Genomic DNA, 20,701 nt, shown 5'->3' with positions numbered 1-20,701 from the left:
CCTGGAACGAGACCGCGACGCCGTGAACGCAGCGCTCACGCTTCCCTACAGCAACGGCCCCACCGAAGGCGTCAACACCAAGACCAAGCGGATCGCACGCCAAATGCACGGACGAGCGGGATTCACCCTGCTTCGCCACCGCATCCTCCTCGGATAGCAGCACCCTCCGTCACCACCGAATGTGAGACAGGGCCAAAACAACGGTGTAACTCCGATCAAGGGAGTAGCACCTGATGACGATCACGACCGATGCGGCGGACACTGCCGCTGTGCCCGGTGATGAGAAGCCCAATGTCGGCTCTCTCCGAGCTTTTCAGTGACCGGCGCTCTGACCTGGGCTGTGAAATCTCTCGGTGGACCTGTTCGGCCGGGTTTGCGCCGCTCAACTTTTCAGTACGCACATCAGCCGGGCTGGTTGCTGTCCTGAGCCCGAAAGCAGCGCCGGCGGTGACAGGTTGTGCTGTCACCCCCCGCGCGGGTGTTTCCTGGGTTCGGTCAGATGGTGGTGCCCCTCTCGGGGTCCGGAGCCCGCGTGTGGCTCGAGCTTGCCAGCGAGCCCTACCCAGCACGGATTACTACTTGCCATCGGCTCCGCTGGCACTCCAAACAAGGAGCGCGACGCGTTCGACGAGCTGTGGGCCTACGTGGCACCAGATGGCGATGCCCGCCAAGGGCGAACTTCTGGCCGCCCTGCCAGAGGCGGTCGGGGTGCCCTGGGGGCGGCCGCGGGCGCCGCTCCCAGGGCGCTGTCGCCGGACCCGGTCCTCCTGCGATCGCGGCTACCGCGGCGTTTCCGGCCCCTGCCGGCAGCAGCCGGCACCCAACCTACTGCGGGTGGGAGTCCGGCTGCGGGCGCGGTAGCACCGGGGGCGGGCGGAATAAGTCCGCAGTCACAACCACCGAGGGCCATCAACGGCAGGGATCGACGCGGATTCGGCGGTGTAGACGCGGCCCCGCATTATGAAGGGCCCTCAGGAAACACAGGAGGCCCTCGATATGACCAGGCTAGTACGGCAGCCGCCAGTTGCTATCTGACCAGGGCGTAGTCGCGGTTTAGTCGTGTGCGTTGGTGGAACCAGCGGGCGCGGGCCTGGTGACGGCGTCGCCAGGTGAGCCAGTGTGTGGCGTGGTCGGCTGATGTCGCGTTCAACAGATCGCGGCGCAGGGTCTTGATGTAGTTCGCGACACGGACTGCCTTGAGGTCCGGAGCCAGACCATGGGCGAGCCATGGGTTCTGCGTCGCAACCTCACCATGCGCCGCAGGTGTCAAGGGACATCACCGGCTGTGCCGGCGGCGAACGGCAGGCCCCGCCAGCATCAGACATGCGTGCGGTCGGCGCGTTCGGGAACCGCGAACCGCTCCGGCGCCGCCTGTGCCAGGTAGCGCCAGCTCGCGAGCGCCGCGAGCAGCGAGATCGCGGCGCCGGTGCCGATGGCGACCCTGGCGCCGTAGGTCTGCGACATCCACCCGATGAGTGGCCCGCTAATGGGTGAGGTGCCGTTGATCGCCATGATCAGCAGTGAGACCACCCGGCCGCGCACCACCGCTTCAGACTCCAGCTGGACGAGCGAGGTCGCCAGCGCACGGAACGTGGTGGCGACGGCCCCGAGCACGAACATCGCCACCAGCGCCGTCCACGTCGAGGGTGCCAGCGAGACGACTCCCAGTGCCGCCGCGAACGCTGTCGCCGCACCTAGGAACGTCCGCGGCGCCGCGACCAGGATCCCGGCGAGGGACAGGCTGCCGGCGATCGCACCCGCACCCATCGCGGCGAAGAAGTAGCCGATCATCGCGGCGTCCGGGGAGAACTCCCGAGCCAGCAACGGCACCGCGGTGTTCCACTCGTAGGCGACAAGACCAGTGACAGTCATCAGCACCAGGGCCGTCGCGATCACCGGCGTACGACGGGCGTAGTCGACGCCCTCCCGCAGCGCGCCGCGTTCCTTCGGGCGGATGTCGCGCGGCCGCATCTCGTCGGGTCGGATCCGGGTGAGAGCCACGATCATGACGAGGAAGGAGAAGACGTTGAAGAGGAAGGTCACCGCAAGGCCGGCCGAGCCGATCGCCACGCCTGCCGCGGCCGGCCCGAGCACCTTGCCCGCGTTGAACATGGTCGCGTTCAGCGCGACCGCGTTGGTGACGTCCTCCGTCGGGACGATGTCGGCGGCGAAGGTGTGGCGCACCGGCTTGTCGAAGGCCTCGACGATGCCGATCAGCACAGCGAGCAGCATGATCGCGGGGACGGCGGCCCGGTCGAGCAGCACCAGGACACCCATGGCCGCCGCCGGCACCGCGGCCGCCCAATTGGTACAGAGCAGCATCAGTCGCCGATCGATCCGGTCGGCGATGATCCCGGCCCACGGCGTCAGGAAGAGGGTCGGGGCCTGCTGCAGGCCGACGGTGACCCCGAGCAGGGTGCCCGACCCGGTGAGTTCGAGGACCAGCCAGGCCTGGGCGACCTTCTGCGCCCAGGTCCCGACCGTCGAGACGATCTGACCGGTGAAGTACAGCCGGTAGGCCCGGTGCCGCATGGACCTGAACGTCGCCGACAGGTATCCGCTCACCGCGCAGCACCGAGCTTGGCCAGCGCACCGACGGCGTCGAAGAGCCGGTCGGCCTCGGCCGGGTCTAGCTCGGCCACCCGGTTGCGCAGGTAGTCGTTCGACCGCTCGGCGAGGCGGACCAGCAGACGGCGGCCGGCGTCGGTGATCGCGACGATGCTGCTGCGCGCGTCGAGGTCGTCGACGGTGCGGCTGACCAGGCCCTTGCTCTCCAGCGTCACTACCAGGCGGGTGACGGTCGACTTGCCGATCTGCTCGCGTCGGCCGAGCTCGCCGAGCCGGAAGGGCCCGTGCCGATCCAGCGCGAAGAGCGCCGAGAACTGCGACGGGGTGACCTCGCCAGTCCCGGCGCTCTTGCGCAGCTTGCGCTCGAGCCGGACGACCGCGAGACGGAGAGCGTCGACCTCCTCGGGTCCGTGCGATGCCATGGCGCGATAGTACGCACTGCGTACTAACTACGTTCATCGGTCTCAGGGTTTAATGGTCTGACCATCACGAGGAGCGCACATGACGGATCCCGGAGTCCTGATCGTCGGAGCCAGCCAGGCTGGCGCCCAGCTCGCCGCGTCGCTGCGCGAGTTAGGAGCGACGTGTCCCATCACGCTGGTGGGCGCGGAGGAGCACCTCCCCTACCAGCGCCCGCCACTGTCGAAGTCCTACCTGTCGGGCAAGGCCGAGGCGGAGTCGCTCCTGCTCCGTTCGGCGGACTACTACGCCGACCACGGCATCGGCGTCGTCACAGGCGAGTGGATCGACCGCGTCGATCTCGGCGCGTCCGGGGGTCGTGCGGTCAGTGCGACGGGCCGGACCTTCGACTTCGACCAGCTCGCCCTCACGGTCGGAGGCACGCCGCGCCGGCTCGACGTTCCGGGCGCCGACCTCGGCAACGTGTTCTACCTGCGCGACCTCTCCGACGCCGCGGCGCTGCGCGCCAGCCTCGACGACGCGCGACGAGTCGTCGTCGTCGGCGGCGGCTTCGTCGGACTGGAGGTCGCGGCCGTCGCCAACAGCCTCGGCAAGGAGGTGGTCGTCGTCGAGGCCCTCGAGCGGCTGATGGCGCGCGCGGTCGCCCCGGTGGTCTCGCAGTTCTACCTCGACGCGCACGAGCAGCGCGGCGTACGGGTCCTCCTCGACACCGGCGTCGTCGGGTTCCCCGGCTCCGGCACCGTCTCCTCCGTCGAGCTCTCCGACGGGACCAGCCTCCCCGCCGACGTCGTGCTGGTCGGTATCGGCCTCGTCGCGCACACCGCGCTGGCCGAGCAGCTGGGCCTCGAGGTGTCATCGGGCGGCATCGTCATCGACGCCCATGCCCGCACGAGCCTGCCCGGGGTCGTGGCCGCCGGTGACTGCACCGCGCTGCGAGCAGAGAACGGGCTGCTGCGCATCGAGTCCGTCGCCAACGCGATCGCCCAGGGCCGTGCCGCCGCGGCGACCCTCGTCGGCGTCCATGACCCGCTGTCCGTCGTCCCGTGGTTCTGGTCGGACCAGGGCGACATCAAGCTCCAAATCGCCGGCCTGAGCTCCGGTTACGACGACGTGGTGCTGCGCGGCGAGCCGGAAAGCCAGCAGTTCTCCGCCCTGTACTACCGCGGCGACCGGCTCATCGCCATCGACTCGATAAACGCGCCCCGCGACTACATGGCCGTCCGCAAGATCCTCGAGGGCGGCGCCTCCGTGCCGCGCACGGTCGCCGCAGACCTCGACGTTCAGCTCAAGACGCTGATTCCCGCCCGGCGCTGAACCTCCTGAGACATCCGCCGTGACCAGCCACTCGGGTCGACCGCTCTGATGGGAGATGAGCTGCGCGCCGCTGCGACCACGAAAGAAGGAAGAGGATGAGTGTCGGAATATCGGGCTCGGCGCCATGGGGCTGCCGATGTCGAGGAACATGGTCCTGCGCGGGCAGGACGTCGTCGGCTTCGACCTGGCGCCGGAACGAGTGCTCACCGCCGCCGAGGTCGGCGTCACGTCCGCCGGATCGCTCGAGGCGCTGATGGCCGCGTGCGACGTCGTGCTGGCGTGCCTTCCCACCGATGAGTCGGTGGTCGCGTTGGTGCACGACCTGTGCCCGTACGCTCGGGCCGGTCAGCTCTTGGTGGTCACCGGCACTCACAGCCTGGCGGTGATGTCGACCGTGGATCGGCTGTTCCACGCCGCCGGGGCGAGTGTGGTCGACGCCCCGGTCGTCTTCGGCGGAACCAACGCCGACAACGGGACGGCTTGTGTCGTTGCTCGGCGGCACTGAGGCCGACGTCGAGCGGGCCCGGCCGGTCGTCATGGGCTACAGCAAGGACGCCGAGCACGTCGGAGCGCTGGGCGCTGGTCAGATCGCGAAGGCGTGCAACAACTACCTCCACCGGGTTCACTCGGCCTCCAACGTCGAGGCCCTGGCGCTGGCCAAGCGCTACGGGGTGGACGCCGAGAAGACCGCGCGAGGTGCTGCTGAAGTCACCCGGCGACAACGGCACCCTGCGCAACTTCGACCGCTACCGGTTCACCTGGCACGAGAACGACATGGACCTCGTCCTGGATCTCGCCCAGGACGGCGACCTGATTCTGCCGATGGCCGCCCTGACCGACCAACTGGTCAAGTCGATCACCCAGGGCGAGGTCGTTCGATTGCTCGGCGAGGAGTCGTGCGTCTACCTCGGCCAGACGGTCGCGGCACGCGAGGCGGGACTGGATGACTGAACCAGACCCGACGGAGGCCTCGCTGCGCCGCGGCATCGCCGCCTGCAGCCGGCTGCTCGCTCGACCCCGCCCGCCTGCTCGTTCTGGACTACGACGGCAACGTGCTGGAGAGCGACGGCAAGCCGCCCTCGGAGCTCTTCATCCACGCCGAGATCTACCGTGCGCGCCCGGAGGCGCAGTCGGTCGCCCACTTCCATCACGACCCGACCACGATCTTCGCGGCGGTGCCGACCTGTCCGCTGGTCCCGGTCAAGAACCACTTCGCCCGCTGGGTCGGCGGCATCCCGGTGCACCACGACTCCTCGCACATCGACGACCCCGCCAAGGGCGAGCAGGTCGTGGCGACCCTCGACGGCCGGGACGCCCTGCTGCTGCGCGGCCGTGGACAGGTGCTGGTCGCCGAGAGCGTCCGCGCGGTCTTCACCGACGCGGTGCACCTGGCCGAGAACGCCGGAGCGCTCACCCTTGTCACCCAGCTCGGCGCGGTCGAGCCGCTGACCCAGGCCGAGCTGGACCACTTCCTGGAGACGTTCGACCGGCCGAAGCACGTCGAGAAGCTGTGGAAGTACTACGCCCAGGTCGCTGCCGCGCGGGGCGTGATCCCCGCCGAGTGGATCTGAGCGGATCCGCCGCCTTCGAAGGCGGGCGAGGAGTGGGCTCCTCGCTCAGGCGAGGCTCTCTCCTCACCCGCGTCCGGTTGGCTCGTGCACCGCAAGCGAGTGCGACCCGCCGCCGAGCAGGAGCACGGGCGGCGGGTCGCCGTCGCGACAACGCCTGATCAGCCGATCGGGACGAGCGCGAGCTTGTCGGCGGGCAGCTTGACGAACACCTTGGTGCCGGCCTCGATGGAGAGGTTGGGCAGCGACCGCACCCGGATCTCGAGCTTGCCGACGTTGACCAGGTGGTCGACCGCGTCACCGAGGAACGCACGGGTGCCGACCGTGCCCTCGAGGACGTTCTGCAGGTCGGCCGGCCGCTGCGTGGTGAGGTCGACCGTCTCCGGACGGATGGAGACGGAGACCTTCGTGCCCGTGGGAACCTCCGCGCTGGAGGCGAGGTGGAGCTGTCCTTCGGCGGTGTCGACGACGTAGTTGTCACCGGTCCGGTTGACGACGTCACCGTGGATGAAGTTCGAGCTGCCGATGAACTCGGCCACGAACTTGCTGGTCGGGTTCTCGTAGATGTCGCGCGGCCTGCCCAGCTGCACGACCTCGCCGGCACGCATCACGGCGATGTTCGAGGAGAGCGAGAGCGCCTCGATCTGGTCGTGGGTCACGTAGATGGAGGTGATGCCGAGCTCGCGCTGGAGGCGCTTGAGCTCGTAGCGCAGCGACTCGCGCAGCTTGGCGTCGAGGTTGGACAGCGGCTCGTCGAGCAGGAGCAGCTCCGGCTCGATGACGAGGGCGCGGGCCAGCGCGAGACGCTGCTGCTGACCACCGGAGAGCTTGGTGGCCTGGCGGTCGGCGTACTGGCGCAGCTCCATGACCTCGAGCACCCGGTGGACGCGCTGCTCGATGTCGGCCTTGCCCGGACGCTCGCTCCGGGGCTTGACCTGCAGCGGGAAGGCGACGTTGTCGAAGACGCTCATGTGCGGCCAGATCGCGTAGGACTGGAACACCATCCCGAGGCCGCGGCGGTTGGCGGCGACATTCACCGTCCTGGCGCCCTTGCCGGCCTGGAACAGGGTCCGCCCCTTGACCGAGATGTGGCCGGAGTCGGGGTGCTCCAGCCCTGCGATCGAGCGCAGTGTGGTGGTCTTGCCACAACCCGACGGGCCGAGCAGGGTGAACATCTCACCCTGCTGCACCTGCAGGTTGACGTTGTTGATGGCGAAGACCCGGGCACCCTGCGAGCCGCTCTTCTTGGCCTTATCACCAGGGTAGGACTTGATGAGGTTGCTGATCTCCAGCATGGCGATGGTCCTTATCTCTTTCTTCGAAGTCTCGCGGGGTCAGTCCTGCTGGAGGCCGACCTTGGCCCCGAGCTTGTAGGCGATGGAGACGAGCACCATGAGCACGGCGATCATCACCACGCCGAGCGCGGCCAGGACGGTGAAACTGCCGTTCTCGAACTGCTCCCAGATCAGGATCGAGAGGACCTCGTTGCCCGAGCTGTAGAGCAGGATGGAGCTCGACAGCTCGCGGAACGACACCACGAAGATGTAGATCCAGCCGGCGAGCAGGCCCGGCATCAGCAAGGGCAGCAGCACACGACGGAAGACCTGCCACCAGGTCGCCCCGCTCACGGCGGCCGACTCCTCCAGCTCGGCGGAGATCTGCTGCATCGAGGTGACGGCATACCGCATGCCGTAGGGCAGGTAGCGGGTGCAGTAGGCGACCAGCAGGATCCAGATGGTGCCGTAGATGGCGATCGGGCTCCGCAGGTAGACGAACTGGAGGGAGAGACCGAGGACCAGGCCCGGGATGACCAGTGGCGCAAAGGAGAGCAGGTCGAGGAGCTTGCGCCCACGGATGCCGGAGCGGACCACGATCCAGGCGGCGACGGCCATGAGGATCATGACCAGGGTCGCCGCGGCGACCCCGAGGAACAGCGAGTTCTTCAGCGCGGTCGTGGCCTTGGACATGTCCAGCAGCGCGTTGTAGTTGTCCAGGCTCATCGACTTGAACGCCTTGCCCGACGGCTTCTGGTAGTAGGGCAGCAGCGAGGTGTAGACGAGCAGCAGCAGCGGCAGGATGACCGTGAGGACGAAGTAGCCGATGATGGCGGCGCCGGCCAGGGGGCGCCACTTGCCCAGCTCGATCGGGCGCGGGCGGAAGCCCTTGCCGGTCACCGTCTGATAGGCCTTGGCGCCCTTGCTCATCAGATGCTCCACGAGCATGCCCAGCGCGGCGATCGCGAGGAGGCCCAGCGCCAACGCTCCGGCGCCGTTGAAGTCCTGCGGGTAGGTCCGCAGCATGAAGTAGATCTTGCTGGTGAAGACGTAGATGCCGTTCTGCAGGCCGAGCAGCGCCGGGACCTCGAAGCTCTCGAGGGCGCGGACCGTCATGATCAGGACGCTCGCCGCGATGGCCGGGCGCAGCAGCGGCACGGTGATGCGGCGGATCACCGTCCAGCGGGAGGCGCCCGACATCAGCGCCGACTCCTCGAGCGAGGGGTCCTGGGCGCGGAACGCGGCCACCATGAAAAGGAAGGTGATCGGCGAGAGGTGGAGACCTTCGACCCAGATCATGCCCCAGACGCTGTAGATGTCGAGGACGCCCTTGCCGAAGATCGGCTCCAGCACGTAGTTGATCAGGCCGATGTCGGGACTGGCCAGGAAGATCCACGCGACGGTGTAGAGGATGCCGGGGATGATGAGCGGCACGATCGAGCCGGCGAAGAAGAGGCTCTTGAACGGCACGTCGGTGCGGACGTTCAGGAACGCCAACGCGGTGCCGACGACCAACGAGAGCACAGCGGACCCGACGGCGAACCAGATCGAGTTCCGCATCATCTCGATGGCCTTGTCATCGGTGTACGCCCGCGTGAAGCCGTCCAACGTGAACGCGCTCGTGTTCTGGTCGAGGAAGGTGCCCTGGATCAGGAACCACAGCGGCACGATCGCCAGGTAGGCGACCACCAGCGCGACGACACCGAGGATCAGCACCTTAGGGGTGGGGACGAGACGTCGCCAGCCGGCGGGCGCCGCGTCAGTGGTGGCGCGCTGGGCCTGCTCCGGCGTGGTGGTGGCGACGCTCACATCGCCTCACACAGCAGCATGTCCCGGAGGACGAGGGCGGGTGACATTCGAAGCTCCTCAAAGCGGCGGCCCGACTCTCACTGGAATAACGGTCAGACCATTAGCCACAATGTGTAGCACATCACATCAGTCGAGGGGAAGCCCCTCACGCTGGGTTTTCTTCTCGGCCCCGCCGCGTTGCGGACGGTACGACAGCCGTCCCTCCGCGATTCGGGGTGTTGGAAGGGCGTGTCACCGGGAGCACAATGGCCCTGCTTGCTATACGTTTGACCGTTAGTCCAACAGTCAGCCCATCCTACGTCTCGAGGTCTCTCCATGTCCGACGCCACCGACACGGGTGCCGACCTGTTCAAGCGGGTCAGCGTCGAGCGGGTCTCGCAGGTCATCGTCGACCAGATCAAGCTCCTGGTCCGCGAGGGCAAGCTCTCCACCGGGGATCGCCTGCCCAGCGAGCGCGACCTCTGCCAGCGCTTCGGCGTCAGCCGGGTCACCGTGCGCGAGGCGCTGCGAGTCCTGGAGGCCAGCGGCCTCATCGAGATCCGGGTCGGCGCGCGCGGTGGCGCTTTCGTCTCCTCCCCCACCCGCGAGCGCCTCGGCGAGGGGCTGGCCGACCTGATGAGCCTGTCCTCGCTGACACCGGCGCACATCACCGAGGCTCGCACCATCATCGAGGTGGGCATCCTGCCGTTCGTCGTCGAGCGCGCCACCGAGGCAGACATCGCCAGCCTGCGTCGGATGGTCGAGGAGGGCCGGGAGGCGCTCGACCGCAACGCCTACACCATGAACCTGTCGGCGGCGTTCCACGTCGGCGTCTCCGTGTGCACCCACAACCCGGCCATCGAGACGCTCGTGCAGAGCTTCCACGGGCCGATGCTGCTCTCGCTGCGCCAGGCGCAGCTGGTCGCGCCGGCCATGGGACGGCGCGGGACCGACGAGCACGCGGCTCTCGTCGACGCCATCGGGGCGCGCGACACCGAGGCCGCCATCAAGGTCATGACGACGCATCTGGACCGGACGGCGGGCCTGGTCCGCGACATGCCGCCTGCGGGCGCCTGACCGTCCTCGCAGCTCAGCTCGAAGCGGCGCGCGGTCGCACCCACTGCCCGATCGGCGCCGCGATCAGCGCCCCGGTGACGACCATCGCGGCGCCGATCGGCGTCACGGCGACCAGACCGGCGGTGACCAGGGGCGAGACGAAGAGCGATGCCGCCCGCCAGACGCCGGTCGCCGCGATGGCCTCGCCACGTTCCTCCGGATGCACCGAGTCGCTGGCGAGTGCCGGACCGAGCGTCTGGAGCGCTCCGGCGGCGATCCCGGAGGCCGCCAGAGCCAACCCGGCGAGCACGCTCGACCCGGCGGCGAGACCCATCACGGCCATCGCCGCACCGGTGACCGGCGTACCCGCGCGCATGATCCGCCGGGCACGTGCATCGCCGTCGACGTGCCGCACCAGCCACGATCCGAGGATCGCGGTCGCGTTGGCGACCGCGACGAGGATGCCCACGGTCGCCGAGAGATGCCCCGCGCGGACGAGCGCGATGGGGACGTAGGAGCCCAGCAGACCGCGCCAGGCACCGGCGGTGACGCCTGCGTAGCACCCCTCCCAGACGCCGGCCCTGGCCCACAGACGTCCGGGCGGCCGGTTCTGGACCTTCCGGAACGGCGGGAGCCGGTCCAGGCGCGCGGTGGGGATGAGCGAGACGACCGCAGCCGCCGCCGCGACAGGAGCGCCGTATGGGCGTCCTCACCGATGAGGAGACCGGCGATCACGGGACCGGCGAGAAGGCCCAGGTTGCCGATCAGGTTGACCGACGCGAGGGCCTTGACCGACGAGCCCTCGCCGTGCACCACATGGGTCTGCGAACCGGTCCAGAAGTACGCCCGAGCCACGCCCTGCAGAAGCTGGGCGATGACGAAGGGCGCCAGCGCGCTGCTGCTCACCACCATCGTGCTCGAGATCGCGAGCACCACGCACGCGATCGCGATGATGACCCAGTCGGGCATCACGCGCATCAGGCGGCCCAGTGACATGCGGCCGGTCATCTGGGAGATCGCCGAGATGGCGGTGAGCACACCGACCTCGACCGGCCCGTAGCCGGCGGCGACCGCCTGCAGCGGCAACGCGACAGAGGCGGCACCGAGCGCGAACGAGAAGCCGGCGTTGGCCGCGCCGACCCATGCGCCGTCGGCCTGGAACCGGAGTCGGACCTGAGGCCGTGTCACGCGAGGGGCTCCTTCGGGCGGGCACCCGACGGGGGCGCGCATGGGTGCGCCCCGGCTCGTCGGGGACCGAGCCGGGGCGCAGGGGTCATGCTGAGCGGGTCACGCTGAGAGGCCCAGCGGGATCACTTGCCGGAGACCTTGCCGCCCTCGAGGACCTTCGCGTAGAGGTCGTCCCACTTCTTCGCGTTGTGGAGCATCTCGTCCTCGTCGACCTCGATGGTCTTCAGGCCGGCCAGCGGGTCGTCGGCAGTCGGCACGGAGCCGATGCGGTAGGCGTCGGCGATGGCCTTCTGCCCGTCGGTGAGCAGGTAGTCCATGAACAGCAGCGCGGCGGCCGGGTGCTTGGCGGTGCCGAGCAGGCCGGCACCGTTGGGGCGGATGACGATCGGCTGTGCCGGCGGGTTGGCGGCGGTGCGCCATGCGATCGGGCGACCCTTCTCGGTGCCCTTCTGGACGGAGTGCGTGTACATGGAGGCGCCGACCGCGAACTCACCAGCGGAGAGCAGCTCGGCCTGGACCGTGTGGCCCTTGACGATCTTCGCGTTCGAGGCGATCGCCTTGAACAGGTCGGTCACCTCCTGCTCGCTCTTGCCCTGCTGGAGGTAGTAGCCGTACATCGCCGAGAACCAGTCCATGTCGCCGACCTCCATCGAGACCTTGCCCTTCCACTTCGGGTCGGCGAGCTGGTCGAGAGACGTCGGGGCGTCCTTGCCCTTCACCATGTCGGTGTTGTAGGCGATGGTGAAGGCGTTGAAGCGGTCGGCGGTCCAGTCGTCCTTCTGGCCCTCGGGGCGGACCGCGTCGCGGAACTCGCCTTTGTAGGGGTAGAAGAGATCCTCGTCGCCGATGACGTTGAGCTCGCCGGAGTTGGTCTCGATGAGGTCCGCGCCCGCGAAGCCCGCCTTCGACTCCTGCAGGATGCGCTGGAGGACGGACTCCGAGTTGCCGCGGTAGACGGCGACGTCGATGTCGTACTTGTCGGTGAAGCCCTTGACGATGTCGTCCATGTCGGTGTTCGAGGTGTAGAGCGAGAGCTTGCCCTCGTCCTTGGCGGCCTTGACGAGCGCGTCGGTGCGCTCGGCGCCGGTCATTCCGTTGAACTTGTCGAAGACCTGCTTCGCGTGGTTGTCGACCTTCGGCTTGCTGTCGCCGGCCGAGCTCGCGGTCGGGCTGCCGCAGGCGCTGAGGACGGCCGTCAGGAGCGCGACCGGAATGATCAGGGCCTTCTTCTTCATGGTTTCTCCCAGAGCTGATCCGCAAGGCCGGGACGACCTCGTAGGACTGATGGTTAGTCCAGTACGAGATGGATATCACAGATACGGACGAATGGTTAGACCTTAACAGTCTTCTTTTCACCTTGGATCGTGCCAATCAGCGGCTGACCTTCCCAGCACCGGCTAACTCCGCCGCCAGACCGACGGCCACCGCGGTCGGAAGGGAGGGGTCCGCGAGAGCGGCGAGGGCATGCTCGACGCGTCCCTGGCCCGCCGGTGCCGACCGGAAGGCCCGCCTGGAAAGCACCACGGCGGTGGCGGGATCCACCTGCCGCAGGCCGCGCAGTTCCCGCGTCCACGTCTCGCCCCCCGTGCCGGCGGCCGCCGGCAGGCGCACCTGCACGGGCTCCCGGGGTTCGGTTCCGAGGGCGGCCCAGACCTGGGCGGCACTGGTGGCGAGTCCTGCCCTGGTCCGCACGAGCTCGTTGAGCCTGCCTCGGAAGACGTCGGCGGCCAGGCCGTGTCGCGCCGCCCGGAACAGCTCCGCGTGCTGGGTCGGGCCCGCGACCTCGGCCAGCCCGGCCGTCTCGGCCAGACCCCGCGGGTCGACCCCGGGCACTCTCGCCAGCCGCGCGGGCCGGCGCCGGTGGTCCAGGTAGGCGTCGGCGGCGCTGCCGAGAAGGTCCCGGCAGGCGAGCTGCCCGAGCAGCTCGGCGAGCCCTTCGAAGACGCCGAGGTCGGCCCAGGATGCCGGCGCGACCAGGTTGCCGAGCCATTGGTGGGCGGCCTCGTGCGCCAGGGCGGCGACCCGTCGCGCCCGGTCGGCCGTCAGCAGTCGCTCGGAGAGCAGCACACATCCCGGGTGCTCCATGGCAAGCCACGGCGCGTCCGGCACCAACACCTGGACGTACTCGCTCCCCCACGGCGCGTCACCCCCGAAGAAGTCGAGCATCCAGTCCAGCGCAGCCCGGGTCTCGGCCAGCGGCGTGCGCAACGCCGCGTCGCAGGACCGGCGGGCGTGGATGGCCACGCCGTCGGCCGCCTCGTGGCGCCACGGCCCCACGGCGAAGCCGAGGTGGTGTCCGGCCAGCACACTCCCCGGAGCAGGGACGACGCTGACCGGAGTCGGCCCCGGGACGTCGCCGGAGACCCGCACAGTCAGCGTCGTCCGGGTCAGGTCGTCGGGACGGCCCGCCTCGCCGAGAAGGTCGGCCGCCCCTCCGAGCGCACCGCTGAACAGGACGTACGCCGCGCCGTCGGAGGGGTCCACCCAGCGCGTGAGCCCCCAGGGACCGCCCGCGCGATAGTCCACTCGCCGCCGACGGCGCTCAGTGCCGAGGTCGAGGTGGACGTGCGCCGACTCGGCGCCCAGGTTCACGTCGATCGTGCGCACGCGTCCCATGGTCTCTGACGCTGCGGGGGCGCTCTGCCGGGGGTCGGGCCGAGCGGTCAGCCGACCTCTGCCAGCGAGCGGTCCGGGCCGGTGTAGCGGCGTACCGGATTGTCGCGGACCAGCATGGTGGTGACGTAGCTCAGCGTGATCCCGGCACCGATCGTGAGAGCGAGCGCCGGCCCGAGGGCCCCGGCGAGGGCGCCGACGAGTGCGTCGCCCATGGCCGGACCTCCGCGGGAGGACACCTGATAGATCGACGAGACCCGGCCGCGGAGCTCGTCGGGGGTCTCGATCTGCACGGCGGCATGTCGGATCGAGGTCGCCAGGGCGTCCGCGACGCCGAGGCCGAGTGCGGCGAGGATCGTCAGCGCGAACCAGTGCGAATGCGCGAGAACCAGGCCCGCGACCGCGAAGCCGCCCGTGGCGAACAGCAGGATGCGGCCGAGCGTGCGCGAGCGGCCGAGCACCCTGACGATGCTGTAGGTCGCGAGCAGGGCACCGGCCGAGGGCGCGGCCGCCAGCACGCCGTACCCCTTCGGGCCGACCTCGAGGACGTCGAGGGCGAGGGCCGGCAGCAGCACCCGGTAGGCCCCGAAGACCATCGCGGAGAGGTCGAGCGACATCAGCAGCAGGATGATCGGCCAGTGCACGACGTAGCGCGCGCCTTCGACGATCGCGCCGAAGATCGGCTTGTGCTGCCGGTCGAGATGCGCGGTCGGCGCCTTGACGAGGACGAGCAGCCCGATCATCGCGGCGTAGGTCATCGAGTCGAAGGCGTGGACGAGGCCCGGGCCGCCGAGGGCGATCATCAGGCCGGCGAGCCCCGGGCCGACCAGGACCGCGATCTCGCGACACGGGTTGACCAGCGCGAAGGCCTGCGGGAGCTGGTGCGCCGGCACCATCGACCCGATCAGCGCCGTCCGGGTCGGGTTGTCGAAGGTGGTCGCCCCCATCGACAGCAGGGAGGCCAGGACGACGTGCCACGCCTGCACGTGGTCGGTCAGGGTGAGGACCGCCAGGGCCGACGCGACCAGACCGCCGGCGCCCTGCGACAGCTGCAGCAGGCGGCGACGGTCCATCCGGTCGGCGAGCGCCCCGCCGACCGGGCTGAGCACCATCACCGCGATCCCCCCGGCGGCGCCGACGAGGCCGGTGGTCGCCAACGACCCGGTCAGGTCGTAGACCTGGTAGAGGCTCGCCGCCATCGCGCCGCGGGTCCCGATCTGGGAGAGGACGACTCCGAGGAGGTAGGTGACGAAGGAGCGGTTGCGCAGCACCTCCGCGAGGTTCATGCGGTCCTTCCGGTCACGAGAAGAGGAGCGACTTGATGACCACCGGCACGACGCCCGGCGGAGTCAACACCTCTCCGATGTCGATGAAGTCGAGGTCGTTGAGCTCGACGCCGTCCACCGAGACGACCCGGCGGTCCAGTCCCACGTCGATGCCGAGGATGCGGCCGACCAGCTGGCCGACGTCGCCGTCGATCACGAGGGTCAGGGGCTCCTCGGAGGCGCCGGCGCCGGCGGCGATCCCGACCGCCAGCTCCTCGAGTGCGGCGTACGCCGGAAGGCCGGTCCAGCCGAAGCCGAGAGCGACCGGCAGGGCCAGGTCCGCGCCGCGGATCTCGGCGCCGCGCCGGATCGCGGCTGCGACGTGCTCACGGTCGACGGTCGCTGCGTCGATGAGGCCGAGATGGACCACCGGCAGGTTGTGCACCGGCAGCACCGACTGGTCGCTGATGTGGATCGTCTTGCCGCTGACCTGCACCGTGTACTGCGACGCACCGATGACGGTGGCACGGATCCGCTGGCCGGCGTCGATCGCGGGGATGTCGGCCCGCTCGCCCAGCTGCTTGACGATCTCTCCGGCGAGGTCGCGGGCGATGTCGCCGTAGTCGCCCGGCTCTGAGCCGAAGATGTACTCGGAGACACCTCCGGAGAAGGTCAGGTAGGCCGGTGCGAGGCTGCGCTCCAGCGGACGGGTCAGCCGCAGCGCCTTGCCGAGCGCTGTCGGCTCCTCCCCGAGGATCTCGTCGACGGAGACCTCGGCGAGCCGCTCGCAGATCCGCCGGCGGACCGCCGGGTCGGCCGCCGTGGCCGGGGTCAGCTCGATGCCCAGGTCCTCGGCGACCAGCAGCGCCGAGTCGTCGATCCTGGTCCAGCCTCCGTCGGCGTCCTGGGCGAGCAGGCGGCCGCCCACCGCGTACGCGGCGACGTCGAGCACCTCCCCGCCGTCGAGCAGCGCCAGCTTGGTGGTGCCGCCGCCGACGTCGACGTGGAGGCTGGCCCCTCCGCGCTGGCCCGAGAGCCGGGTGGCTCCCGAGCCGTGCGCGGCGAGCAGGCTCTCCAGCTCGTGGCCGGCACTGGCGCAGACGAACTTGCCGGACTGGCTGGCGAAGAGCTCGTCGATCGCGCGGGCGTTGGGCCGCTTGATCGCCTCACCGGTGAGGATGACCGCGCCGCTGTCGATGTCCTTCGCGGTGAACCCGGCCGCCGCGTAGGCGTCGGCGATGAAGTGGGACAGCTCGTGCGCGTCGATCATCCCGTTCGCCCGGAACGGGGTGTGGATGATCGGCGAGGTCGACACGACCTGGCGGTCGACCACCTCGAACCTGCTCGACAGGTCGGTGCTGCGCCGTCGCAGCACCACCTTCGCGAAGAGCAGGTGGGATGTCGAGGAGCCGATGTCGATGCCGACGGTCACCAGCTCGAGGGTGTCCTGCTCCTCGATGAGCTGCTTGATGGCCGCGGCCTCGTCCTCGGTGATACCGAGCTCGTGGTAGTGGTCGAAGTCCAGGTCGTGCACCGATCAGACCGCCGGACCGTCGAACTGTGGGTTGCGGATGACGCCGGTCAGCTCCGACTCCGGGATCGCCAGGATCGCCGGCTCGTCGAAGACGTCGCCCATCTGCGAGGGCACACCGGTCTTGGCGCACTCCTCCAGGAACTTGCGGTGGATCCGGTTGTCCTGCTCTTCGTACTCGATCTGACGGCCGCCCTTGGAGACCGAGACCGCGCCCTGGCCCTCCGCGCTCTTGCGACGCAGCGAGATGAACGGGTAGCGCCGGCTGCCCAGGCTCATCGCGACGTAGCGGGCCGGCTGGTCGGCGGTGTTGAAGTGCTGGTGGAACATCCAGAACGGCGGGGTGTACATGATGCCGTGGCGCCACGGCAGCTCGACGAAGTCCGAGTCGCCGTCGTACCAGAGCAGTGAGTAGCCGGAGCCGTCGACCGCGTGCACGTGGGTTCCGGCGGCGTGGCGGTGGGCCTTCTTGTAGCGACCGACCGGCATCTGCGAGACGTGGGAGTGCATGGTCCCGTCCGCGAGCACGAAGTTGACGTTCATGGAGCCCTTGCCGCGGCCCTCGAACTCGTAGAGCTTGAAGCTGGTGAGGTCGTTGACGAAGTTCGTCTCCCAGATGTTCTGGACCTTCACCGAGTCCTTGTTGAAGGTGTCGAGCTTGCCCTCGCCGTCGAAGTACTTCGGGTCACCGACGCGGCCGACGAAGTCGTGCTGGTTGTCGAACACGAAGTCGAGGTCGTGGTAGAGGTTGATCGTCAGCGGGGCGTCGTTGGTGACCGAGAGGCGCACCGGCTCCGAGCCCGAGCCGTTGAAGATCTGGTACCGGCAGTTGAGCGGGATCGCGAAGAGCGCCTTCGGGCCGAACTCGAACGTCCGCTGGGCGCCGCCGGGCAGCCGGACGACGACCGATCCGTGGCCGGCGAGGACGAAGAAGAACGCTTCGTACAGGTGGCGCACGACCTCGGTGTTCTTGCGGGGCTCGACCTCCAGGACGTAGTTGGCCATGAAGTCGCCCATGCCCTTGGTGTGCGCGAAGCAGCCCTTGGCGCCGTAGCGCTCCCAGAGTCCGGTCTCCAGGGCCAGCAGGTCGTGACCGAAGTCGAGGTGGATCGGGATGCCCTCGCCCTCGGCCCAGTCCTTGTACGGGTCGACCAGGTAGCCCGGCTGGGACGGGGCCTGCTCGACCTCGTGCGGCCGGGGGGCGGATGCAGTCGTCATGTGAGCCATGACCTCCTTGGGCGGTGAAGTGGATTCGGGTGTGTACGTGACGCGGGCTGGCGTCAGTGCGTGCCTGCGAGCGACGGGCGGTCCTCGCTCGAGGCTCCGTCACGACCCAGCGCCGCGGTGGTCGGGAACACCAGCGACTTGATCACCACCGGGACGGCACCGGTGGCGGCCAGCAGCGCGCCGATGTCGACGAAGTCGAACGCCTGCAGCCTGAGCCCGTCGATGGAGACCACCGGGACGGGCAGGTCGAGCTCCTCGTCGACGTGGATGCCGATCAGTCCGCCGACGTCGCCGTCGCCGACCAGCACCAGCGGCTGGCCGTCGGCCGTCCACTCGGCCATGCCGGCGACGACACCGCGGCAGAAGGCGTCGAGCCGCCCGAAGGTGGCCGACCCCTCCCAGCGGTAGCACAGGGCGACCGGCTGGTCCTTCGGCATCGCGTCGAAGTGCTTGAGCTCGTCGCGGACCGTCGCCGCGATGAGGTCGGCGTCCAGCTCGTCCGCGCTCAGCGGCAACTGCGGCATGAGCACCGGGACGTTGCGCAGCGGCAGCAGCGAGGTGGGCTCCACGAAGATCGTGGTGCCGCTCACCTGCACGGTGTACTGCGAGGCGCCGACGACGGTGGCACGGATGCCCTGCTCGGCGGCCTGCAGCTCCGGGCCCCAGCCGTCCACACGCCGGCGGATCGCCTCGGCCAGGCGGGGGCCGAGGTCGCCGTGGTCGCTGGTGTCGCGCCCGTAGACGTACTCCGCGACACCGCCCGAGAACGAGATCGCGTCCGGGTCCGGACCGGCCGGAAGCGGGTCCAGGCGCAGCAGGTCGGCCGTCGCCGCGGCCGGCGTACCGCTCTGCATGGCGGCGTACAGGTGGTCGGCCATCACATCGACGAGCCGCGACAGACCGTCGCGGTCGGGGACCTCGCCGATCGCCAGGGCGAGGTCGGCCTCGGCTGCGAGACGGCGGCCCGCCTCCTCGATCCGGGTGACCCTGCCTTCCGCGTCGAACGCGACGATGCGCGCCCCGACGTCGATCGCGGTGAGTGCCTCGACCTCGCCGTCGTGGCACACGGCGATCTTCGACGTGCCACCACCGATGTCGATGTTCATCGTGCGGTTGCCGTTGCGCTCGGAGCTCTTCACGGCACCGGACCCGAAGGCCGAGAGCTGCGTCTCCAGCGCGTCGCCTGCGCTCACCGAGACGAACTTGCCGGCGAGCTGCGAGAACACGTCGGCGATGACGCGCGAGTTGGTACGCCGCACCGCGACGCCGGTCATGATCAGCGCGCCGGTGTCGATCTGCTCCGGCTGCACGCCCGCCAGGGCGTACTGCTGGTCGAAGAACTCCCGGAGGGCGTCACCGTCGAGGGTGTCCCCTCCGGCGTCGCCCGTGCTGTAGGGCGTGAGCAGGACCGCCGACTCGTGGGTCACCTCGCGCGAGATGACCTGGTAGCGGTTGTCCAGTCGCTCCAGCACGATCTGCGACAGCACCATGTGCGTCGTGGACGAGCCGATGTCGACGCCGACGCTGACGAGGCGGACCTGGTCGTCCTCCAGGATCAGGCTGCGGCCGCTGCTGGTGAAGATCCGGCCGCCGGCGTGGTCGAGCGGCGTGGACTCGGCCGGGTTACTGAATCCCATCGGCCATCTGCCGGTTCTCGTAGTCCCACTCGATCCCGGCGGGCTTCTCGTACCAGGTCGGGTCCATCCGCAGCTCGACGCCGTTCTCCTTCAGGAGCGCCTCGTACTCCTCGCGGACGTGCGGGTCCTCCTGCCAGTACGCGATCGCGGTGCCGCCCTCGTGCAGCTCCCGGGCCGTGTAGTCGGTGTGCTTGCTGCCGGGCGCGCCCGGGTCGCGACCCGGGTTGTGCGGACCGAACCAGGCGCTGAGGCGGAACGGCTCCTTCGAGACCGAGAAGTGCTGGTGGTACCAGCGCTGACCGCCCGGAGCGGCGGTGATGAAGCCGAACTGTTCGTAGTCCAGGCGCTGGACCTGGTCGCCGTTGCCGTCGGCCCACGGGGTCGGGCCGAGGTGCTCGGGCCAGGTGTGCGTGTAGCCCTTCCCCTTGAGGCAGATCAGGATCGCCGCGGAGGTGTGCGCGTGGGCCTTCGAGTAGCGGCCGTTCTCGTGCTGGGCGATCCAGTAGTAGAACTGGTTGTCGGTCATCATCGGCTCGACCCGGCGGTAGCCGGGCGACCGACGGTTGTCGAGGGGCAGGTCGCAGTTGACGACGTCGGGGATGAAGTTGGTACGCCGCATGGCGAGGCCGCGGACAGGGTCCGGCTCGACCTCCTCGCGGTACTTGTAGAAGTCGTCGGCACCGCTGAAGCGGTCACGGAAGATGAAGTCGTTGTTGAAGACGGCCTCGACGTTGTTGAGCTGGTTCAGCACGTTGGGGGCGGTGTTGCCGGCCATCAGCACGGCGGGCTTCGAGGTCGCGTTGACGATCCGGAACCAGGCGTTCATCGGGATCGAGAACATCGAGCCCCTCTGCCACTCGAAGACGTGCTTGTTGACGTCTCCCTCCTGCCAGACCTCGCAGGTGCCCCGCCCCTCGACGGCGAGGTAGATCTCCTCGAACATGTGCTTCTCGGGGTTGAGCGCGCCGCCGGCGGGGACCTCGACGACGAAGTGGCCCCACTTGGTCTCGGTGCCGTAGGTCTGGATGTAGCTGCCGCGGCCGCCCTTGCGCTCCCAGTCCTGCAGCGGCAGGTCGAGGACGGTGCGAACACCGAGCCCACGCCACACCGGAACGCCTTCGGAGTCCATGAACGAGTCGTACGGCGTCGGCTGCTTCTTGAAGTCGCCGAACCCGGCCCGAGTGTGCCCCGTCGGCTCCTGCCAGACCTTCGCCGTCGTCTCGTCATCGGACATCAGTGAGCCTCCCGTGGG

General features: G+C 69.3%; 18 protein-coding genes and 2 pseudogenes. 8 read left to right on the top strand and 12 right to left on the bottom strand.

All coding sequences use genetic code 11. The annotated features are described in order from the left end of the window. Positions 1-157, top strand: a 157-nt coding sequence (locus AB0I41_RS25440; RefSeq protein WP_357112337.1) for a transposase, incomplete at its 5' end; no start/stop codon positions are given. Positions 158-1,317: 1,160 nt separating this feature from the next. Here the strand turns inward: AB0I41_RS25440 and AB0I41_RS25435 are convergent. Then, the gene (locus AB0I41_RS25435) at positions 1,318-2,565 is read right to left on the bottom strand and encodes an MFS transporter (RefSeq protein WP_357112329.1); all 1,248 of its coding nucleotides are present in this window, start codon (positions 2,563-2,565) and stop codon (positions 1,318-1,320) included. Further along, the gene (locus AB0I41_RS25430; protein WP_357112327.1) at positions 2,562-2,990 is read right to left on the bottom strand and encodes a MarR family transcriptional regulator; all 429 of its coding nucleotides are present in this window, start codon (positions 2,988-2,990) and stop codon (positions 2,562-2,564) included. Before AB0I41_RS25430 ends, AB0I41_RS25435 begins: the two co-directional genes overlap by 4 nt. A 79-nt stretch (positions 2,991-3,069) precedes the next feature. On the opposite strand from AB0I41_RS25430, the gene AB0I41_RS25425 reads away from it, so the two are divergent. The 5 genes and pseudogenes from AB0I41_RS25425 (at position 3,070) to AB0I41_RS25405 (ending at position 5,873) form a co-directional block, all read left to right on the top strand. After that, entirely contained in the window at positions 3,070-4,302 is a 1,233-nt protein-coding gene (locus tag AB0I41_RS25425; protein ID WP_357112325.1) for an FAD-dependent oxidoreductase, read from the top strand. A gap of 55 nt (positions 4,303-4,357) precedes the next feature. Next, positions 4,358-4,807: an NAD(P)-binding domain-containing protein gene (locus AB0I41_RS25420; RefSeq protein WP_357112322.1), complete on the top strand. Its 450-nt coding sequence runs from the start codon at positions 4,358-4,360 to the stop codon at positions 4,805-4,807. 31 nt (positions 4,808-4,838) lie between these two features. Next, positions 4,839-4,979, top strand: a pseudogene (locus AB0I41_RS25415) (NAD-binding protein); the annotation flags it as partial. Between the two features lie 19 nt (positions 4,980-4,998). Continuing rightward, positions 4,999-5,253 carry a hypothetical protein gene (locus AB0I41_RS25410; RefSeq protein WP_357112340.1) on the top strand — a complete coding sequence of 85 codons (255 nt, stop codon included), beginning with the start codon at positions 4,999-5,001 and terminating at the stop codon, positions 5,251-5,253. Continuing rightward, complete coding sequence (locus AB0I41_RS25405) at positions 5,250-5,873, top strand: class II aldolase/adducin family protein (protein ID WP_357112334.1); 624 nt, start codon at positions 5,250-5,252, stop codon at positions 5,871-5,873. The genes AB0I41_RS25410 and AB0I41_RS25405 overlap by 4 nt, the downstream gene beginning before the upstream one ends. A 158-nt stretch (positions 5,874-6,031) precedes the next feature. On the opposite strand, the gene AB0I41_RS25400 is transcribed toward AB0I41_RS25405, so the two are convergent. Together AB0I41_RS25400 and AB0I41_RS25395 are read right to left on the bottom strand one after the other, a co-directional pair. After that, a complete protein-coding gene (locus AB0I41_RS25400) occupies positions 6,032-7,165 on the bottom strand; it encodes an ABC transporter ATP-binding protein (protein ID WP_357112319.1) in 1,134 nt (377 codons plus the stop codon). A gap of 39 nt (positions 7,166-7,204) precedes the next feature. Then, positions 7,205-8,953 (bottom strand): iron ABC transporter permease, encoded by a 1,749-nt coding sequence (locus tag AB0I41_RS25395; protein WP_357112317.1) that lies wholly within the window; start codon positions 8,951-8,953, stop codon positions 7,205-7,207. 315 nt (positions 8,954-9,268) lie between these two features. Here AB0I41_RS25395 and AB0I41_RS25390 point away from each other — a divergent pair, with 315 nt between their 5' ends. Next, positions 9,269-10,009 carry a FadR/GntR family transcriptional regulator gene (locus AB0I41_RS25390; protein WP_357112314.1) on the top strand — a complete coding sequence of 247 codons (741 nt, stop codon included), beginning with the start codon at positions 9,269-9,271 and terminating at the stop codon, positions 10,007-10,009. 13 nt (positions 10,010-10,022) lie between these two features. Here the strand turns inward: AB0I41_RS25390 and AB0I41_RS25385 are convergent. Next, positions 10,023-10,664, bottom strand: a pseudogene (locus AB0I41_RS25385) (hypothetical protein); the annotation flags it as partial. A 198-nt stretch (positions 10,665-10,862) separates the two neighbouring features. Here AB0I41_RS25385 and AB0I41_RS25380 point away from each other — a divergent pair. After that, positions 10,863-11,048 carry a hypothetical protein gene (locus AB0I41_RS25380; protein ID WP_357112311.1) on the top strand — a complete coding sequence of 62 codons (186 nt, stop codon included), beginning with the start codon at positions 10,863-10,865 and terminating at the stop codon, positions 11,046-11,048. A gap of 250 nt (positions 11,049-11,298) precedes the next feature. Here AB0I41_RS25380 and AB0I41_RS25375 read toward each other — a convergent pair whose 3' ends face one another. The 7 genes from AB0I41_RS25375 to AB0I41_RS25345 all read right to left on the bottom strand — a co-directional run bounded on the left by AB0I41_RS25375 (position 11,299) and on the right by AB0I41_RS25345 (position 20,683). Further along, positions 11,299-12,411 (bottom strand): extracellular solute-binding protein, encoded by a 1,113-nt coding sequence (locus AB0I41_RS25375; protein ID WP_357112307.1) that lies wholly within the window; start codon positions 12,409-12,411, stop codon positions 11,299-11,301. Positions 12,412-12,547: 136 nt separating this feature from the next. Next, positions 12,548-13,783 carry a M1 family aminopeptidase gene (locus AB0I41_RS25370; protein ID WP_357112304.1) on the bottom strand — a complete coding sequence of 412 codons (1,236 nt, stop codon included), beginning with the start codon at positions 13,781-13,783 and terminating at the stop codon, positions 12,548-12,550. A 56-nt stretch (positions 13,784-13,839) separates the two neighbouring features. Further along, a complete protein-coding gene (locus tag AB0I41_RS25365) occupies positions 13,840-15,075 on the bottom strand; it encodes an MFS transporter (protein WP_357112301.1) in 1,236 nt (411 codons plus the stop codon). Positions 15,076-15,088: 13 nt separating this feature from the next. Beyond that, complete coding sequence (locus AB0I41_RS25360) at positions 15,089-16,588, bottom strand: ethanolamine ammonia-lyase reactivating factor EutA (RefSeq protein WP_357112298.1); 1,500 nt, start codon at positions 16,586-16,588, stop codon at positions 15,089-15,091. Positions 16,589-16,591: 3 nt separating this feature from the next. After that, positions 16,592-17,803, bottom strand: a complete 1,212-nt coding sequence (locus AB0I41_RS25355) for a hypothetical protein (RefSeq protein WP_357112295.1) — start codon at positions 17,801-17,803, stop codon at positions 16,592-16,594. A 62-nt stretch (positions 17,804-17,865) separates the two neighbouring features. Beyond that, positions 17,866-19,449 carry an ethanolamine ammonia-lyase reactivating factor EutA gene (locus AB0I41_RS25350; RefSeq protein ID WP_357112292.1) on the bottom strand — a complete coding sequence of 528 codons (1,584 nt, stop codon included), beginning with the start codon at positions 19,447-19,449 and terminating at the stop codon, positions 17,866-17,868. Further along, a complete protein-coding gene (locus tag AB0I41_RS25345) occupies positions 19,436-20,683 on the bottom strand; it encodes a hypothetical protein (RefSeq protein ID WP_357112289.1) in 1,248 nt (415 codons plus the stop codon). Before AB0I41_RS25345 ends, AB0I41_RS25350 begins: the two co-directional genes overlap by 14 nt. Positions 20,684-20,701 lie beyond the last annotated feature (18 nt).

Origin of the sequence: Micromonospora sp. NPDC050200 (genome assembly GCF_040656135.1) — a bacterium.
Taxonomy (GTDB): Bacteria; Actinomycetota; Actinomycetes; order Mycobacteriales; family Micromonosporaceae; genus Micromonospora.
This window is presented reverse-complemented; position numbering and strand designations above follow the sequence as displayed.

Excerpts from the sequence above, each read along its gene's own strand:
- AB0I41_RS25350 (WP_357112292.1), bottom strand. The coding sequence starts at position 19,449 with ATGGGATTCAGTAACCCGGCCGAGTCCACGCCGCTCGACCACGCCGGC.
- AB0I41_RS25430 (WP_357112327.1), bottom strand. The coding sequence starts at position 2,990 with ATGGCATCGCACGGACCCGAGGAGGTCGACGCTCTCCGTCTCGCGGTC.
- AB0I41_RS25375 (WP_357112307.1), bottom strand. The coding sequence starts at position 12,411 with ATGAAGAAGAAGGCCCTGATCATTCCGGTCGCGCTCCTGACGGCCGTC.
- AB0I41_RS25365 (WP_357112301.1), bottom strand. The coding sequence starts at position 15,075 with ATGAACCTCGCGGAGGTGCTGCGCAACCGCTCCTTCGTCACCTACCTC.
- AB0I41_RS25355 (WP_357112295.1), bottom strand. The coding sequence starts at position 17,803 with ATGACGACTGCATCCGCCCCCCGGCCGCACGAGGTCGAGCAGGCCCCG.
- AB0I41_RS25380 (WP_357112311.1), top strand. The coding sequence starts at position 10,863 with ATGACGAAGGGCGCCAGCGCGCTGCTGCTCACCACCATCGTGCTCGAG.
- AB0I41_RS25420 (WP_357112322.1), top strand. The coding sequence starts at position 4,358 with ATGAGCTGCGCGCCGCTGCGACCACGAAAGAAGGAAGAGGATGAGTGT.
- AB0I41_RS25390 (WP_357112314.1), top strand. The coding sequence starts at position 9,269 with ATGTCCGACGCCACCGACACGGGTGCCGACCTGTTCAAGCGGGTCAGC.
- AB0I41_RS25425 (WP_357112325.1), top strand. The coding sequence starts at position 3,070 with ATGACGGATCCCGGAGTCCTGATCGTCGGAGCCAGCCAGGCTGGCGCC.
- AB0I41_RS25400 (WP_357112319.1), bottom strand. The coding sequence starts at position 7,165 with ATGCTGGAGATCAGCAACCTCATCAAGTCCTACCCTGGTGATAAGGCC.
- AB0I41_RS25345 (WP_357112289.1), bottom strand. The coding sequence starts at position 20,683 with ATGTCCGATGACGAGACGACGGCGAAGGTCTGGCAGGAGCCGACGGGG.